The sequence below is a fragment of the Selenomonas sputigena genome (assembly GCF_026015965.1).
GTDB lineage: Bacteria > Bacillota > Negativicutes > Selenomonadales > Selenomonadaceae > Selenomonas.
In genome coordinates, this window is sequence record NZ_CP110383.1 from 50,511 (window position 1) to 66,258 (window position 15,748).

17 protein-coding genes are annotated in these 15,748 nt (G+C 58.0%); 8 read left to right on the forward strand and 9 right to left on the reverse strand.

The features are described 5' to 3' along the window. Positions 1-55: 55 nt before the first annotated feature. From OL236_RS00280 to hisC, 3 genes are all read right to left on the reverse strand, one after another. Positions 56-1,243: a serine hydrolase gene (locus tag OL236_RS00280; RefSeq protein ID WP_265070901.1), complete on the reverse strand. Its 1,188-nt coding sequence runs from the start codon at positions 1,241-1,243 to the stop codon at positions 56-58. Then, positions 1,237-2,211 carry a polysaccharide deacetylase family protein gene (locus OL236_RS00285; RefSeq protein WP_265070902.1) on the reverse strand — a complete coding sequence of 325 codons (975 nt, stop codon included), beginning with the start codon at positions 2,209-2,211 and terminating at the stop codon, positions 1,237-1,239. The genes OL236_RS00280 and OL236_RS00285 overlap by 7 nt, the downstream gene beginning before the upstream one ends. A 67-nt stretch (positions 2,212-2,278) precedes the next feature. Further along, the gene (gene hisC, locus OL236_RS00290) at positions 2,279-3,331 is read right to left on the reverse strand and encodes a histidinol-phosphate transaminase (RefSeq protein ID WP_265070903.1); all 1,053 of its coding nucleotides are present in this window, start codon (positions 3,329-3,331) and stop codon (positions 2,279-2,281) included. Between the two features lie 172 nt (positions 3,332-3,503). Between hisC and OL236_RS00295 the strand changes: the two genes are divergently transcribed. Beyond that, a complete protein-coding gene (locus OL236_RS00295; RefSeq protein WP_265070904.1) occupies positions 3,504-4,148 on the forward strand; it encodes a lactate utilization protein in 645 nt (214 codons plus the stop codon). Positions 4,149-4,638: 490 nt separating this feature from the next. On the opposite strand, the gene OL236_RS00300 is transcribed toward OL236_RS00295, so the two are convergent. From OL236_RS00300 to OL236_RS00310, 3 genes are all read right to left on the reverse strand, one after another. Further along, positions 4,639-5,835 (reverse strand): glycoside hydrolase family 3 protein, encoded by a 1,197-nt coding sequence (locus tag OL236_RS00300; RefSeq protein WP_265070905.1) that lies wholly within the window; start codon positions 5,833-5,835, stop codon positions 4,639-4,641. 26 nt (positions 5,836-5,861) lie between these two features. Beyond that, on the reverse strand, positions 5,862-6,773 hold the full coding sequence (locus tag OL236_RS00305; RefSeq protein WP_265070906.1) for a PD-(D/E)XK nuclease family transposase: 912 nt from the start codon (positions 6,771-6,773) through the stop codon (positions 5,862-5,864). A gap of 147 nt (positions 6,774-6,920) precedes the next feature. Beyond that, positions 6,921-7,271, reverse strand: coding sequence for a heat-shock protein Hsp90 (locus tag OL236_RS00310; RefSeq protein ID WP_265070907.1), 351 nt, complete (start codon positions 7,269-7,271; stop codon positions 6,921-6,923). Between the two features lie 215 nt (positions 7,272-7,486). On the opposite strand from OL236_RS00310, the gene OL236_RS00315 reads away from it, so the two are divergent. Beyond that, positions 7,487-8,359: an NAD(P)/FAD-dependent oxidoreductase gene (locus OL236_RS00315; RefSeq protein ID WP_265070908.1), complete on the forward strand. Its 873-nt coding sequence runs from the start codon at positions 7,487-7,489 to the stop codon at positions 8,357-8,359. Positions 8,360-8,572: 213 nt separating this feature from the next. After that, complete coding sequence (locus OL236_RS00320) at positions 8,573-10,675, forward strand: methyl-accepting chemotaxis protein (RefSeq protein ID WP_265070909.1); 2,103 nt, start codon at positions 8,573-8,575, stop codon at positions 10,673-10,675. A 164-nt stretch (positions 10,676-10,839) separates the two neighbouring features. Here OL236_RS00320 and trxA read toward each other — a convergent pair whose 3' ends face one another. Then, a complete protein-coding gene (trxA, locus tag OL236_RS00325; RefSeq protein ID WP_265070910.1) occupies positions 10,840-11,148 on the reverse strand; it encodes a thioredoxin in 309 nt (102 codons plus the stop codon). A 208-nt stretch (positions 11,149-11,356) separates the two neighbouring features. On the opposite strand from trxA, the gene OL236_RS00330 reads away from it, so the two are divergent. Genes OL236_RS00330 through OL236_RS00345 form a run of 4 tightly spaced genes read left to right on the forward strand, consistent with a single transcriptional unit; the run spans position 11,357 to position 14,251 of the window. After that, entirely contained in the window at positions 11,357-11,920 is a 564-nt protein-coding gene (locus OL236_RS00330; RefSeq protein ID WP_265070911.1) for a beta-class carbonic anhydrase, read from the forward strand. A 57-nt stretch (positions 11,921-11,977) separates the two neighbouring features. Further along, complete coding sequence (locus tag OL236_RS00335) at positions 11,978-12,493, forward strand: ECF transporter S component (protein WP_265070912.1); 516 nt, start codon at positions 11,978-11,980, stop codon at positions 12,491-12,493. Positions 12,494-12,502: 9 nt separating this feature from the next. Further along, positions 12,503-13,624 (forward strand): aminofutalosine synthase MqnE, encoded by a 1,122-nt coding sequence (gene mqnE / locus OL236_RS00340; protein ID WP_265070913.1) that lies wholly within the window; start codon positions 12,503-12,505, stop codon positions 13,622-13,624. A 9-nt stretch (positions 13,625-13,633) separates the two neighbouring features. Further along, on the forward strand, positions 13,634-14,251 hold the full coding sequence (locus tag OL236_RS00345; protein WP_009646329.1) for a Type 1 glutamine amidotransferase-like domain-containing protein: 618 nt from the start codon (positions 13,634-13,636) through the stop codon (positions 14,249-14,251). Positions 14,252-14,273: 22 nt separating this feature from the next. On the opposite strand, the gene OL236_RS00350 is transcribed toward OL236_RS00345, so the two are convergent. Continuing rightward, the gene (locus OL236_RS00350; protein WP_265070914.1) at positions 14,274-14,615 is read right to left on the reverse strand and encodes a type II toxin-antitoxin system RelE family toxin; all 342 of its coding nucleotides are present in this window, start codon (positions 14,613-14,615) and stop codon (positions 14,274-14,276) included. Beyond that, positions 14,612-14,839, reverse strand: coding sequence for a type II toxin-antitoxin system Phd/YefM family antitoxin (locus OL236_RS00355; protein ID WP_265070915.1), 228 nt, complete (start codon positions 14,837-14,839; stop codon positions 14,612-14,614). Before OL236_RS00355 ends, OL236_RS00350 begins: the two co-directional genes overlap by 4 nt. 386 nt (positions 14,840-15,225) lie before the next feature. On the opposite strand from OL236_RS00355, the gene OL236_RS00360 reads away from it, so the two are divergent. Then, entirely contained in the window at positions 15,226-15,585 is a 360-nt protein-coding gene (locus tag OL236_RS00360) for an arsenate reductase family protein (protein WP_265070916.1), read from the forward strand. The last annotated feature ends 163 nt before the right edge of the window (positions 15,586-15,748 follow it).

Consider the following 15,748-nt stretch of genomic DNA (forward strand, 5'->3'; position numbering starts at 1 on the left):
CATTCCAGTATAACAGAAAATCGCATGGGTGGCAACGACATCGGTTTGCAAAGCGTCAGAGCGAGGCGGCAGCTCTTTGGGCGATTCGTTGAAAGAGCGCGATCGTCTCTTGGCGGTCGCGGCAGTTCTCGTCCATGACGACGAGAATCAGGTCGCCCGCGTCGCTCCACGCGATGCCGCCGTCGGCGTAGACGCCTGTGATTTCGCCCGTCTTGTTCGCGACGAGGAAGGCGGGGAGCGCCGACGGCAGACAGTCCTTGTCCTTCTGGCGCGAGAGGATCTGCAGCATCTTTTTGTCGTGCTCGTAGTCGACACATTCGCCGCGGTAGATGAGCGAAAGGAGCGTGCCGATGTCCTTGACGCTGGAGAGGTTCGGCCGGCCTTGGTTGGAGAGCATCATCTTGTGCTGCAGGCGCGTGTCTGCGTAGCCTTTCTGGCGGATGTAGCCGTCGATGTTCTCAATGCCGAGGCGGTCGATAAGGATGTTCGTCGCAGTATTGTCACTGTCCGTGATCATGCGCTCTAAGAGCTGCTCGATCGTGAGCTGCTTGCCCCTGTCGTACCAGTTGAGCTGTCCCGCGCCGCCGACGATGTTCGCCTCGGTGATGGAGAGCGGTTCGGCAAGGGAGAGCGTTCCGTCTTTCGCTTGCTGCATGGCGTAGGCGAGAATGAAGAGCTTGATCATGCTCGCAGGCTGCATGGCATGCGACTGGTAGAGAAGCGGCTCTTTTTCTTTGCGCGGACGCAGCAGGAAGACGGAGCAGTCGGGAGATTTTTGGGCGAGGATGGCGGAGAAGTCGGCACGCAGCGCTTCTTGATCGCTGCTGCGTTCGGCGAGCTTCGGTACAGGCGGTACGCTCTTAGCTGCTGCAGCCGAAGAATTCTGCTGTACGCTGCGTTCCGCCGCCTCTGCCTCGCCGCCCCTTTGCTTGGCGCGCACGGCGCTCGTAAGGCTCTGCCAATGCTCTTGCAGTTCTTTTTGCGCGGCGTCGCTGCCATCGAGAAGAGCGACGAGGAACGGCGAGGGCTTGTCCGGGTTCTGCTTCTGCCACATGTATTCGGCGACGCCGAGGCAGAGGGCAGTTTGCACGAGGATGAGCAAGGTGGTGCAGAGCATCGCTTTTTTCAGCCACGGGGAGGATTTCTTCGGCGTCTTTTCATCCGCGTGGAGACGATCGAGCTTCCTTTGCAGTTCTGCACGTTCGCCGGCTTTTCCCGATTTTTGCGTGCGCTTCTTTACCACGGCTGCGCCGTCCGCGGCGTCATGACGCCGAACGTGAAGCCTGCGCCCTGCAGCATGTCGATGATGGCGGGCAGCGCCTCGACCGTCGTTTCCTTGCCGTCCTTGCTGTGCATGAGGACGATGGCGCCGCGATCCTTGGGACGGTTGGCGCAGGTGTAGCTGATTGAGCCGAGGATTTTCTGCACGCTGACGTTGTTGCCCGTCGCATCTTCGCTGCTGACGTTCCAGTCGTGGTTCACATAGCCGTTTTCCTTGAGCATGGCGCTGTAGCCGGGCTTGAACATGCTGGCGGCGCCGCCCGGGGCGCGGACGATGAGCGGACGCACGCCGAGAATGTTGTAGATCACTTCATCGGTGTGGACAATCTCTTCGAGGAAGTTTTCCTTATTCGGATAGAGAATGTCGTAGCGGTGGCTGTAGCTGTGGTTGCCGATGGCATGGCCTTCGGCGAAGATGCGCTTGAGGACGTCGGGGTGCGCTTCTGCCATGCTGCCGATGACATAGAAGGTGGCGTGTATGCCACGCTCCTTCAGGATGTCGAGGATGGCGGGCGTGTTCTTCGCGTCGGGGCCGTCGTCAAAGGTCAGGTAGGCGACATTCGGCATCGTATAGGGGATGAGGTCCGGCATCTCGGTGGGAAGTCCCTTTTCGCGGCGCTCGGCGAGCGTATAGATGTCGTAGACGGGCGTCTGCGCGTCGGTGATCTGGAGGTTGCTGAAGTCGTCACTGACGACGACGTAGTTGCCGCTCGGCGGCGTCTTTTTTGCAGGGTCGGCCGCGGGAGCGCCGTTGTCCGTTGTCTGTGCCGTCGAGGGTTCCGCAGCGTTGTCTTCCGTATGAAGTTCGCTCCATGCGATGCGCCAGCCTGCGATGCAGGCGATCATGAGGCAAGCGATGAGCACGAACATCTTCGCGTGGCGGTTCTGCAGGAAGTTCTTGCCGCTGGTGTTTTCCGTGTTCTTTTGCAAGACAAAATCATCCTTTCCGTATGTTCCGTGATTTCTTACATTCCATTTCGCCGTCCTGGCGCATTTTTCATCTTTGGCTGAGGCGGCGGAGTTCTTCGAGAAGCTGCTTCATGTCCTCGTCCGTGCCGATGGTGATGCGCAGGTGTTCGTCGATGCGCGGTTTCTTGAAGTAGCGCACATAGATGCCGCGATTTCGCAAGGTTTCGAAGAGCGTTTGCGCCGGGATGTCGGGATTTCGCGCGAAGAGGAAGTTCGTCTTCGATTCCGTGACGGAAAAGCCAAGCTTTTGAAGAGACGCCTTCGTTTCCTCGCGCGTCTTGATGATTTTTCCAAGCGTTTCCTGAAAGTAGTCTTCGTCCTCGATGGCGGCTTTTCCTGCGGCGAGAGAGAGCGTCGTCATCGTGTAGGAGTTGATCGACGCCTTGACGTCCTCTAGGGCACGGATGAGCCGCTTTGATGCGAAGGCGTAGCCGATGCGCATGCCGGCGAGAGCGCGCGATTTCGACATCGTGCGCACGACGACGAGGTTCTCATATTTTTTGAGCAGCGGGAGCGCTGTTTCTGCGCCGAAATCGACGTAGGCTTCATCGACGATGACGACGGACTCGGGATTCGTCGCGAGGATTTCTTCAACGCCTGAGAGGGGAAGCGCAAGTCCCGTCGGCGCGTTGGGGTTCGCGAAGATGACGCCGCCGTTTTGACGCGCGTAGTCTTTGGGGCGGAGCGTGAAGTCCGCCCCGAGCGGCACGGTCTCGTAGGGAATGGCGTAAAGCCCAGCCCAGACGTCGTAGAAGGAGTAGGTAATGTCGGGGAAGAGCACGGGCTTTTCCCCGGCAAAGAAGGTGAGGAAGGCGAGCGCGAGAACGTCGTCGGAGCCGACGCCGACGAAGACTTCGTCCGGCTTGACCGCGTAATGCGCGGCGATCGCTTCCTTCAAAGTGTGGCAGTCCGGTTCGGGGTAGAGGCGCAGGCGGCCGGCGTCGCAGGCGGCGATGGCTTCGGCGACGCGCGGCGAGGGCGCGTAGGGGCATTCGTTCGTGTTCAGTTTGATGACCTTGCCCGCAGGCTGCTCGCCGGGGACGTAGGGGGTGACGCGGCGGATGTTATCGTACAGGCTCATGGCTTTCCCTCGTTTTCATTATGCTATAAGCGGTTTCTTAAGGTATATTTCCTATTCTACGTCCTTTTTGCCCGAAGGGCAAGGGGGCGGCAGGAAAGCGGCGGCTTTTGCCGAAAATTTCTTTAGGGTAAAGCGGGGATTTTCCGCGCGTTTGACGGAAGGAGAGAAAGTCATGACGGAAGATGGAAAAGTGCGTGAAGCAGAGCGCATCGAGCGCACGCTTGAAGCGTTTCGCCACAATCGCTATGACGTATCACTGTTTCAGACGAAGGAGGAGGCGGCAGATTACCTCGCGCGGGAGATCACAGGAAAGCGCGTGGGCTTCGGCGACTCGGAGACGCTGCGAGCGCTGAGGCTCTACGAGAAGCTCAGCATGAAAAACGAGGTCATAGATCCTGCGAGGAGCGGTCACATCGGCGGTTTGGAGGCTTTCCTCGCGGCAGGCAGGGAGGCGCTGATGACCGATGTCTTCCTATTGTCGGCGAACGCCATCACGGAGGCGGGGCAGATCGTCAACATGGACGGCGCGGGAAACCGCATCGCAGGTTCTCTCTTTGGTCATGAGAAGACGTATTTCGTCTGCGGCGTGAACAAGCTCGTCAAGGATGTGGAGGCGGCAATCGAGCGCATCCGCGCCATTGCCGCGCCGCAAAATGCAGCGAGGAAGAAAAAGCGCACGCCGTGTGCCGCCAAGGGCGACAGGTGCTACGACTGTACAAGCCCCGAGCGCATCTGCAACGCACTGACGATCCACTACAAGAAGATGAGCTATCGACCGATGGAACTGGTGCTGATTGAGGAGGAGTTGGGGCTGTAGATAGAGTTACGAAGACGCTGCATGAACGCAAACAGCCTCCTGCACTTCGCTTGGCGAAACAGGAGGCTGCTTGCTATATCAGCTTGCCATGACGGCTGGCCTTCAAAATGGTTGCAATAAGATTCTCAGAACATGGTTTTCGTTATAGTAGAGGCTGGCGCTTTCCTTGCGGCAATTCCTATGCTATAATCGCCGTAGTGACTGGCTTCAGTCGGTTCTCCTCCATGCGAGGAGGTGATGGGTGTGACGCTTTATGAAAAGCTCTCACTTCTCATTGCAGCGCTTGCGCTTGCAGTAGACATCACTTTTCATCTGCTTAGATTCTAAGTAGAAAAAAGAACCGCTCTGCGGTTGCGGCGGCTCCTCTTTCCAATGGAACTAAAAATTTCCGAAGGAGAAACCGACGCTACCACCCGCCAGTCACTCTTCTTCTGTAATTATAGATTTTTTGTACGTTGCTGTCAATCTTCTCGGCTATGATTGCAAGCAGCTATTCGAGATACTCGATCTTTGCCTTGACGATGCGCCGGACGGAAGCGTCGAGGCGGTCTTTGGAGATCTCGCCGCTCTTCACGGCTTTCAGGAGGCCGTTGTAGACGGCGGTTTCGTGCGCGTAGTCATGGCAGACGAGCACGAGGTCTGCTCCCGCCAGGATCGCTTCGACGCCCGCGCGGTCGAAGCCGTAGTGGCGTGAGATCGCGCCCATTTCAAGATCGTCGGTCACGATGACGCCGTCGTAGGAGAGCTCTTCTCGGAGGAGGCCCTGCAGGATGGCAGGCGAAAGGCTGGCAGGATTCTTGGCATCGAGCGCCGGGTACATCGTGTGCGTTGCCATGACGAACCAGCCGCTCGCCCCTTTCGCATTCTTTGCAGCGTTCCTCTTGCCGATCATCTCGCGAAACGGCACGAGGTCACTCGCTTCGAGGGTGGCGCGGTCGGCGTGCACGGTGACCGTGTCTTCATGCGTGTCGCTCTCGCCGCGTCCGAGACCGGGGAAGTGCTTGAGCGTCGCGAGAAGCCCGGCGTCGGAGTGACCTTCGAGGGCGGCGGCGACGAACTTTGTCGCGGTGGCGGCATCGTTGGCATAGGAGCGCCCATAGGTCGCACCGAGGTCGGCAACGGGCGCGAAGTTCAGGTTGAAGCCCATCGCCTTGAGTCCGTGCGCCGTGTCGGCGGCATAGCGGTATGCCGCTTGGGGGTCGCCCGTGCGGCCGATTTCGGCGGCGGCGGGCGGCGGCGGGAACGCCTCCTTCATGCGAGCGACGGCGCCGCCTTCCTCGTCGATGGCGAGAAAAAGCGGCAGTCCTGCATCTGCGGCATTTTTCTGCAAAGAATCGTTCAGCGCGCGCACCTGCTCCTGGCTCTTCATATTGCGGTCGAAGAGGATGATGCTGCCGACATGGTACTCCGAAAGCATGAAGCGGCTGTCCGCATCGAGCTCCGTTCCCTGTATGCCGATCATGAGAAGCTGCCCGACCTTCTCGGCGTCGCTCATCTTCTGTACAATGGCGGCCGCTTTTTCATCGGGCGAGAGTCTTTTTTGCGTATGGCTCGCAGCGGAATCTTTCGAGGCGGCATCGTCAGAGCGTGCAAGGCAGCCCGCGAGGAGCAGGCTGGTGCAGAAGATGATCAGACAGAGGAGTAGAGGACCGAGGGAGGTTTTGCGGTTCGCGCGATTTTTCGCCATGGATGATTCCTTGCTGGGAGTGTGTTTCATAGCAGTGACATATACTTGCTGCGAGCCATGGCGTCAATGCCGAGCAGATCCATGGCTTTTTCTGCCGAGACGCCCGCATTCTTCATCAGATTGCGGATGCTGCTGAGAAAGGCGCGTTCTTCGCCATGTGCTTTACCGCGAGCTTCACCGCGAGCTTCACCGCGAGCTTCACCGCGAGCTTCACCGCGGGCCTCACCGCGAACCTCGGCTTCGGCTACTTCGGCTTTGAGGATGTGTTCCAAGTCACTTTTGACGAGGTCTTCAATTAATTTGCACATGGTGGAGGCTCCCCTTTCGTTTTCTTTGAAAAATCTCGCTCGATTTGCTAAGACGCTGTAATGCATGTCGTTGGGGTCTTCGCAGAAGAAATCATGCATCAGGCGACCGAGCGGCGTGTCGTCTTGATATGCGGCATTGACGTAGATAATATGTGCGCCGTCGTCGAAGGCGATTCCTGTTTCAGCGAAGGACTTCTGCACATGATAGAGTGGTCGATTGCCTTTCCATACATCGTGTTCCGTAATGAAGATGACGTAGGTTTCGGGCAGTTCCCTGAAGTCCTTTCCCTTGTCGAGCTCGCGTGCGTCCATCATGCAGCTGTTGTAGCGCGCTCGCCTGGGATCGGCGCCCTCGTCATCGCGCTGGACTTCGACATCGAAGATGCGCTCACCGTCAGTGGCAATTGCATCGAAACGCACACCGCGTCCGAAGAGGTTTGGGACAGATCTTTGCGTCAATACTTCTTTGACGCGCAGTTGCGGATTGCCAAAGATGATTTGCAGCAAAAGTTCCATACAGGCGATGTCGCCGTCAAAACAGCTGTTGAAAAAAGCGTCGTCAATCAAACGCAGTTTCTTGATGATGTCACGATAGATTTTTTGTCGCTCCGGCGTGTTAAAAATCGTCATGTGCCGCTCCTTTGCAACGAGGCTTCGCTTACCTCATATTTTATAAAAAATCCGTCCCATTAGCAAGCATTCGCGCTTCTCGATGCAGGAAAAGCCGGGTGCAGCTTTTCCTGCATCCGGCTTTGGCAGTCTGTTTGATTCCGTGTCTTACTTGAGCAGAACGCTCGCATTCTCGAGCACGGCTTTGCCTGCCTGGCAGGCGGGGCAGAAGCAGATCTTGTTGCCGGCAGCTTTGAACGCTTCGGCCTTCTTTGCGAGGTTTGCCGCCTCTTCACTGCCAAAGATGCTTTTCGCTTCGTCGGACTGGAAGAAGGCGAGTGAGGCGTCGATGCTGGCAACATCTTCCTTGAGAGCGGCGATGAGCTTTTCGGAGAGCTTCTTTTCCGCGTCCGTGCCGACGGCGGCGAGCCAGTCTTCGCCGAGCTTTCGGAGTCCTTCGTAGCAGCTCGGGGCGCTGACGATCTCTTTGACCTTTCCAATGAGGGTTTGCTTGTCCATGAACAACATCCTTTCTCTTTCGTTGACATTGCCTATTACGACTATAGAAGAAATGGGGCAGAATTGCAAGTGGTTATTGACAAAGTGCGGAAAATTTACGTAGTATAGTAATGGAAGAATGGTGGAAGCGCGGCTGAGACGGGGTCGTCCGGATATGCGAAGATGGGCGGCTGAGCTTATTTGTACTTCCTTTGGAACGGAAAGGAGATTCAGGCATGAAGCATCTTCTTGTCATCGGACAGGGGCCTGCGGGCATTTCGGCGGCTGTTTACGCGAAGCGCGGCGGGGCGGCGGTCACGGTCGTTGCGAACGGCGTCGGTGCGCTCGAAAAGGCGGAAAGGATTGAAAACTACTATGGCTTCGGTGAGCCGCTGACGGGCAGGGAATTGGCCGCGCAGGGCGTCGAGGGCGCGAAGCGTCTCGGCGTGGATTTCGTCGAGGGGGAGCTTGTCGGCCTGCGCTTCAAGGACACGATGGACGGCTTCGTCGCTGAGCTCGTGCATCGGACGCTCGAAGCGGATGCTGTCGTGCTCGCCATGGGCGCTTCGCGCCTCGCGCCGCCGCTCGCAGGACTCAAGGAGTTGGAAGGGCACGGCGTGAGCTACTGCGCGATCTGCGACGCTTTCTTCTATCGCGGCAAGGAGGCCGCCGTCCTCGGCGCGGGTGACTATGCGCTTGCAGAAGCTGCGGCGCTCCTGCTGCACGCGGCGAAGGTGCATCTTTTGACGAATGGCGAGGCGGCGCCCGCGCATGTGCCGGCAGGGCTTCTCGTGCATACGGAACGGCTCGCCGCGGTCGAGGGCGAGGGCAGGGTCGAGCGCGTCGTCTTCGCGGGCGGCGCGACGCTTCCCGTCAGCGGCATATTCGTCGCCTTCGGCACGGCGGGCAGCACGGCGATTGCCAAGAAGCTCGGCATTCTTCTCGACGGTGTATATCTGAAAGTGAATGAGAAGATGGAGACAAACGTGCCCGGCGTCTTTGCCGCGGGCGATGCGACGGGCGGGCTCCTGCAGGTGGTGAAGGCCGTGCACGAGGGCGCGGTCGCGGGGCTTTCGGCGCTGAAGTTTTTGCGCGGCAAAAAGGCTTGAATGGAAGACGTGCGTCGGACGGCAAGTTTCCTTTGAAAAAATTGGAAAGAAACGCCCCTTCCATGCTATAATGATGGTCAAGGTATGTACGGCAGCCGGGGCGGGCGTGTCCGGCAGTTTTTCTTCGGGAAATGGTGATAAATTGAGGCTGCATAGAAGTGTGAGCATGAGCGGCCGAATTTATCCGTGCTTCTTTCGTCAGGAGGTTCGAAGGTGTTTGATTTTTTGAAGAGCAGAAAAGACGGGGAAGGGAAATCTTCTCTGCGCGATCGCGTGGATGCGAAGCCCTTGCCGCAGGTTCAAAAGGCGGCCGCGCAAAACGGAGCGCCGGCAGGCAGAGACTTGCAGGGCGCTGATGTCGCCGTCTGCTACCTGCATCGAAGCGAGATCGCGCGGGAAAACCTCGCGCCCATCGTCTCTCTGCCCGATGGCGTGGCGCTCGTCCTCGGCTTTGTCTCGCCCGATCTCGACTTGACGGACGTCGGCAGAGCCGTGCAGCAGGCGCTCGGCAAGGAGGTGCGCGTCGTGCTCATGACGGACGCGGGCGAGCTTTGTCGTCCGCAGGGCAGTGCGACGCTCTACCAGGAAGCCGGCGAAGGACGCGCACGCGTGCTTCTGCAGGGATATTCGCGCCGCATGATCGAGGGCGTCTTCACGATGAGCGTTCCGCTTCACTCGCAGGACTTGAAGGCGGATCGCATCGACATGAGCCTTGAGGCGCGTCTCCAGGCGATCAAGGGCGAGCTTGAGCGACATGTGCCGCCGTTTCGCATCAGTCTCTACCACACGTTCGCGCTCGTCTACATCGACGGGCTTTCGCGCTCGGAGACGTTCCTCATGCAGGCGCTCTACGAGTCGCGCAAGTTCCCGTGCCCTTATATCGGCGGCTCGTCTGCTCCCGATGCGCATGGGCGCGCCTGTGTCTACGACGGCGAAGCGAGTCTTGAAGATCATGCCGTCATCACGCTCGTGCGTCTCAGGCGCGGCTACCGCTACGGCATCTTCAAGACGCAGGCGGTCGAAAAGACGGATACGTCCTTCATCATCGACAAGGCCTCGACGGCGCTTCGCTCCGTCGAGACGCTGCAGCTTTCGTCGGGCGAGACATTGCCGGCGTTGGAGGCTTTGAAGCGCACGCTTGGCGTGCATTCTGCCGCCGATCTTGATGCGGCAATGCAGAAGTACACGTTCGCTTCCGATATCAACGAAGACTTCTTCATCCGCTCGGTCAGTGCGCTCGACCATGCGCGAGGCCGCCTGAATCTCTACTGCGACATCGTGACGGGCGAGCGGCTTCATCTGATGAAGCGCGGCTCTCTCGCCGATACGCTCGCCAAGGGTCTCACCGATTTCCAGCGCGGCAAGCCTGCGCCGCTCGGCGGCATTCTGAACGACTGCATCCTGCGCCGCCTCTGCTATGCGTCGGAGACGGGGCACATTGACGAGTTCCGCGATGTGCCTGTCGCAGGCTTTTCGAGCTTCGGCGAAATCGCGGGCCTGCATGTCAACGAGACGCTGACGGCGCTCTTCTTCTATCATGTGCCTTCGGGCGTGAGTTTCCGCGATGACTACATTGATAACTTCGCGAGCATCTACGCCGACTGCGACGCCTTCTTCTTCCGCCGCATGATCGATCGGCAGGCGCATGTGGGGGCGCTCAAGGATGACCTTGTCGCCATGTTCCGCGACTATCAGCAGAAGATTCCTGCGATCATCGCCTCCATCACGCGCATTTCCGATGAGGTGCATGCGATTCAGGCGGCGCTCAAGAACCTTTCGGACGGCTCGGCCGAGCAGAAGCAGCTCTTCGCTCAGATCGTGCGCCAAGGCGAGGAGATCGGACCGACGCTCGAAAAGCTGGCGCAGGACACGAAGCGCATCGACGAGGTCATCCGCCTGATTGCAGGCATCGCTTCGCAGATCAATTTGCTCGCCTTGAATGCGACCATAGAGGCGGCGCGTGCGGGTGAGGCGGGACGTGGCTTCGCCGTCGTCGCGCAGGAGGTCAGCAAGCTATCGGGCACGACGCAGGAAAACCTCACGGCATCCGACGAGGCGGTGCGAAAGCTGCTGCACGAAGTGCGCAAGATCGACGCCATCATGGAGGCAAACGAGGAAATGGAGAAGAAGATTCGTGCTTTCGATGCGCAGTTCAACGAGCAGATGACCGTGCTGCAGAAGACGCTTGAAGGAAGCCTCGTGCACATCGCCGAGTCGGCGCGCTCAGTCAGCGAGCTGGAAAAGGTCAGCGAGTCGGCGAATATGCGCATGGAGGCGATCAACCTCCTGATCCGAAACATCGAGCGCGGCGCGTAGGTGGGCGGGCACCGTCTGCTACATGCTGCTCGTACAGTTCGTATTCATCTGAAGAAGCACGGATGGATGCAGCGCCTATCAAAAAAAGAGCCGCCACGGCTGCAAAACCATGGCGGCTCTTTCTCGTACGTCTTGAGGAAGTGCGGAATTTATCCGCGATCCCTTCAGTTGAGCAGGCTCTCGACCATCTCGCGCGGCACGAAGCCGACGGATTCTTTCGTCTTCTTTCCGTCCTTGAAGACGATGAGCGTCGGAATCGACTGCACGCCGAACTGGACGGCGAGATCGGGCTGCTCGTCGATGTTGACCTTGCCGACCTTGAGGTCGGGATGCCCTGCAGCCACTTCGTCGATGACGGGCGTGAGCATGCGGCACGGGCCGCACCACGGCGCCCAGAAGTCGAGCAGCACCGCGCCCTTGGCGGCCGTGACCTCGCTCTCGAAGTTTTCCTTTGTAATCTCTATTGCATTCATGTTTATCCCTCGCAATCTTTTTTTTGATGGAGCTCCTACTCCATTATATCACATCTTTTTCCTCGGAAAAAGCGGGAAAGCGTGCGATTTCTTCCGTCTTGCCGTCAAATCTCTTGCAATATCGCGCTTTTTCCACTACAATGATGAACGAAAAATAATGATGGGGAATCGCTGAATTTATCCGTGCTTCCCTGGAAAGGTGGATTCCATGACACGATTGGAAGAGATGCTGCAGGCGAATGAGGCGTACTGCAAGAACCCGCCCGTCGACTACACGGGGGAGGATGTGCACGAGAGCAAGCTGCCGAAGAAGAAAATCGCCGTGTTCACCTGCATGGACACGCGCCTTGTAGAGCTTTTGGAGCCTGCCTTGGGGCTAAAGCGCGGCGACGCGAAATTCGTCAAGACCGTCGGCAACACGCTCGTCGGCCCCTTCGACGGTGTTGTGCGAAGCCTCATGGTTGCGACATACGAGCTCGGCATTGAGGAGATCTTCGTCGTCGGACACGACGAATGCGGCATGGCGAAGACGACGGCGAAGAGCCTCATCGAGGCCATGCACGTGCGCGGCGTTGACGATGCGGCGATCGCGCCCCTGCGCGAGGAACTTGTGCATTGGGCGGACAGCTTCAGCCACCCGGCGGAAAATGTCAAGGAAGTTGTCCGAAAACTGCGCGAGAATCCGCTGCTGCCGAAGGATCTCAAGATTCATGGATTGATGCTGCACCCGAGGACGGGCAAGGTCGACCTGATTGAGAGCGGCGATGCGTGAGGGCGGCATCGGATATGAGGAGAAGTTTTTTGCTGCAGGTATGCCGAAGGAGAAGTCATGATGGCCGCTCAAAGAAAGAACCGTGAGTTTGCCGCGAAGGATCTTGTCTTGACGGCGCTGATGACGGCGATCGTCTTTCTCGCCACCTTCGTGCCTCACATCCCGATTCCGCTCGGCTACGCGCATTTGGGCGATGCCGCAATCTTCCTCTTTGCGCTCTTGGCGCCGCGGCGCTCGGCGCTCTTTGCCGCGTGCTTCGGCTCGGCGCTTGCCGACTTCATGAGCGGCTTCGCGCTTTGGATCGTGCCGACGCTCGTCATCAAGTTCGTCATGGCGGAAATCGTCTGCCGCATGGCACAGGAGCGAAGCGGGCTCTGGCGGATCGCGGCGGCGCTGGCTCTCGCGAGCCTTTGGATGGCGGCGGCCTACACGCTCGCAGGTGCTGTCCTTTACGACAGCCTTGCGGCGGCGCTGGCCTCCTTCCCCGGGCTTTTCGTGGAAGGCGTCGTCAACAGCGCCTTGGCGCTCGCCGCCCTGCCGTTTTTGCGCGGGCGTTTTTTGCGCAAGGATTGAATTTTATGGATGAGGAAAGAAGTGACGGAATTGCTCGCTCCCAAGGGCTATGAAGATATTGAAGAAAAGGTGCTGGCGAAAGAGCGCCTGACGCGCGAGGACGGCGTCCGCCTCTTTGACTGCAGGAACATCGCTTGGCTCGGTGCACTCGCCGACCATGTGCGGCGCGAAAAGTGCGGCGACGTCGTCTACTACAACGTGAACTGCCATGTGAACCTCACGAATATATGCTGCGCGCACTGCAAATTCTGCGCTTTCGGACGTGACGCCGAGGACAAGGGCGCCTATGAGATGGCGGCGGACGACGCCGTCGCCGTTGTCGAGGACGCGATGAAGGATCCGCACCTTGCGGGACTGCACGTCGTCTCAGGACTGCATCCCGCGTGGACGTTCGACGACTACCTCGCGCGGCTTCGTGCGCTGCACGAAAGATTCCCCAAGCTCTACCTCAAGGGCTTCACGGGCGTCGAGATCACGCATTTCTCCAAGATTTCGGGGCTTTCCGTGCACGAGGTGCTGCAAAAGCTCAAGGCGGCAGGACTTGACGCCATCGCGGGCGGCGGTGCGGAGATCCTTTCCGACCGCATCCGCGAAGAGCTGTGTCCGAACAAGGCGACGGCGAAGGAGTGGCTCGACGCTGCGCGCACGGCGCATGAACTCGGCATCAAGTCGAACGCCTCGATGCTCTACGGGCATATCGAGACGCTCGCCGAGCGCGTCGACCATCTGCTCGCGCTGCGCTCTCTGCAGGACGAGACGGGCGGCTTCCAGACCTTCATCTGCTTCCCGTTTCTGCCGAAGAACACGGCGCTCGCCGCGGAGAGCGGCATTTCTCAGACCTCGATGTGGGACGACCTCAGGACGATGGCGATCTCGCGCCTCATGCTCGACAATTTCACGAACATCAAGGCATATTGGGTCATGCTGACCGTCCCTGTCGCCCAGGTAGCGCTCGCCTTCGGCGCGAACGACATCGACGGCACGGTGCACAAGGAGACGATTCTGCACGATGCGGGCGCGAAGAGTCCGCGCGCGCTGACGGAGGACCGCATCGTTCGCATCGTCAAGGAAGCCGGCCGCATCCCCGCGGCATGTGACTGCAACTTCAATATCCTTCATGTGTATGAATGAGGTGGAAAAATGAAAAAACTTTTTCTAGCATCTTATTTGGCCGGAGTGAAGACGTTGGTTGGAACATGGTTGGAGGAGAAAAGGCCGGAAGAGATTCTCTTCGTTCCAACGGCGGCGAATGTCGAAGAATATACCGACTATGTGGAGGAAGCGGCGGATACATTCGCCGCTCTTGGCTACCGTGTGAAACGTATGGATTTTAGCAAATTCGCACGGGAAGAATGTGAACGAGAATTGCAAATGTGCGATAGCCTTTATGTTTCAGGCGGTAATACCTTCTATTTGCTGCAGGAGCTGCGCCGCAAAAATCTTCTGGGGGCTTTGCATGAGAGAATTGAAGAGGGGATGCTTTATATCGGAGAGTCGGCAGGAGCAATGATCACGGCTAGGGATATTGCCTATGGTCAAATCATGGACGACAAAAAAGCCGCACCGGACCTAAAAGACATGAGCGGCTTATCTGTTGTGGATTTTTATATTTTGCCTCATCGAGGAGAAGAACCGTTTGTTGAAGCTGTGGAAGAAACGCTTCGTGTATACGATGGGAAACTGGAATTTTTGACAATGGACAACAGTGAGGCAGTGATTGTTGATGGTGCGGAGCACAGAGTGGAGAGAGAAGCGTAGGTGCGATCGGCTCCGCTTAGGCTTATAGGGACTCACTGTCGTCAAGTTTTGCAATTCTGCGTGCAGCGGTTTTATATACGGCAGAATCGCTGCGCAACCCGATGACGATGATAAGCATGTGATCGCGGTCTTGCACCAGTTTGTAGACGATACGGATGCCTGAGCGCTTCAGCTTGATTTTTAATAGACCGACGCGATTCGTGTCGGTGTGTGCGCCCAATGGCTTGCCGTAGCCGCCCTCGCTTGCAGGCAGGGGATTTTGAGAGACCTTGCAGATGGCTTTGACCGTTTCCCGTTTTTGACTGCCGTCAAGCCGCTCGAAATCTTTTTGTGCCGCGGCCAGGAACTGTACCTGCCACGTCATTCGATTTCGACGCTCTCAAAATCGAGAGAAGGAAGGTCGATGCCGTTTCGCTTGCAGACTTCCTCAAAGGGAATAGCCGCCTGCTCTTTGCTGTCGAAGTCTTTCAGCCTTTCGGAAGCGAGATGCAGAAGGTCAGCGTCTTCTAAGCGCTCGACAAGGGCGTTGTAATCGGCAGGCGACAGCAGAACGCACTCCGGTTCATTGTTCTTCATGACGACCGTCATGCCGATTTGTTTTACGTTGGAGAAAATTTTTCCGGCTTGGCCGCGATTGAAGGCTGTGATGGGAATCGTAGGGGGAAGCGGGCGTATTTGCGGCATGATGAACCATCCTTTCCAGATCATGCAGGTACTCTGCGTTCAGTATAGCAAGATGTCGATAAAATGGCAACGAATTTGTCGACACCTCTGCTGCGGGGATCGGAGCAGAGTATCCAGTGGTATAACACATGATCGAGAAAAGAACTGTTTTATGCGTGTAGTTTACCATGAAGCCCCAAGAGGTCAAGCCGAAGGCGCAGACCGATTGGCTAGGCTTCTGTAAGGGCGGCGCACAATGTCCACAAAGTGGACGTTTGTGCGTGTAGCTTATGAACGAAAGGAGCATTTGCATGAAGAAGGGGCTTTTCGTATGCTATCCGCGCTGCACGACATGCCAAAAGGCGCGGCGTTGGCTGGAAGAGCGCGGCGCTGCGGTCGAGGAGCGCGACATCAAGGAGGAGAGGCCGACGGCCGATGAACTGCGTGCCTGGCACGCGAAGAGCGGCCTGCCGCTGAAGCGCTTCTTCAATACGAGCGGCTTGAAGTATAAGGAACTTGGGCTCAAGGACAAACTGCCCACCCTGAGTGAGGCCGAGCAGTATGACTTGCTCGCTTCCGACGGCATGCTCGTCAAGCGTCCGCTTCTCGTCGCTGCTGACTTCGTCCTCGTCGGCTTCAAGGAAACGGAGTGGCAGGAGCACTTTGAATGAATTTCCAGCGAGATGCGCCGGGATGAGTGACTTCGTTTTATCCGTGTTTTCGGGGCTGTGCCCGGGCTTTCTGCCTTGGGTGCAGTCTTTTTTTGCTTCTTGGAGAGAAGCGCTTGCCAGGCGGTGGGAAGCCATTGGAAAAATCCTCGGATCTTCCCTTAGG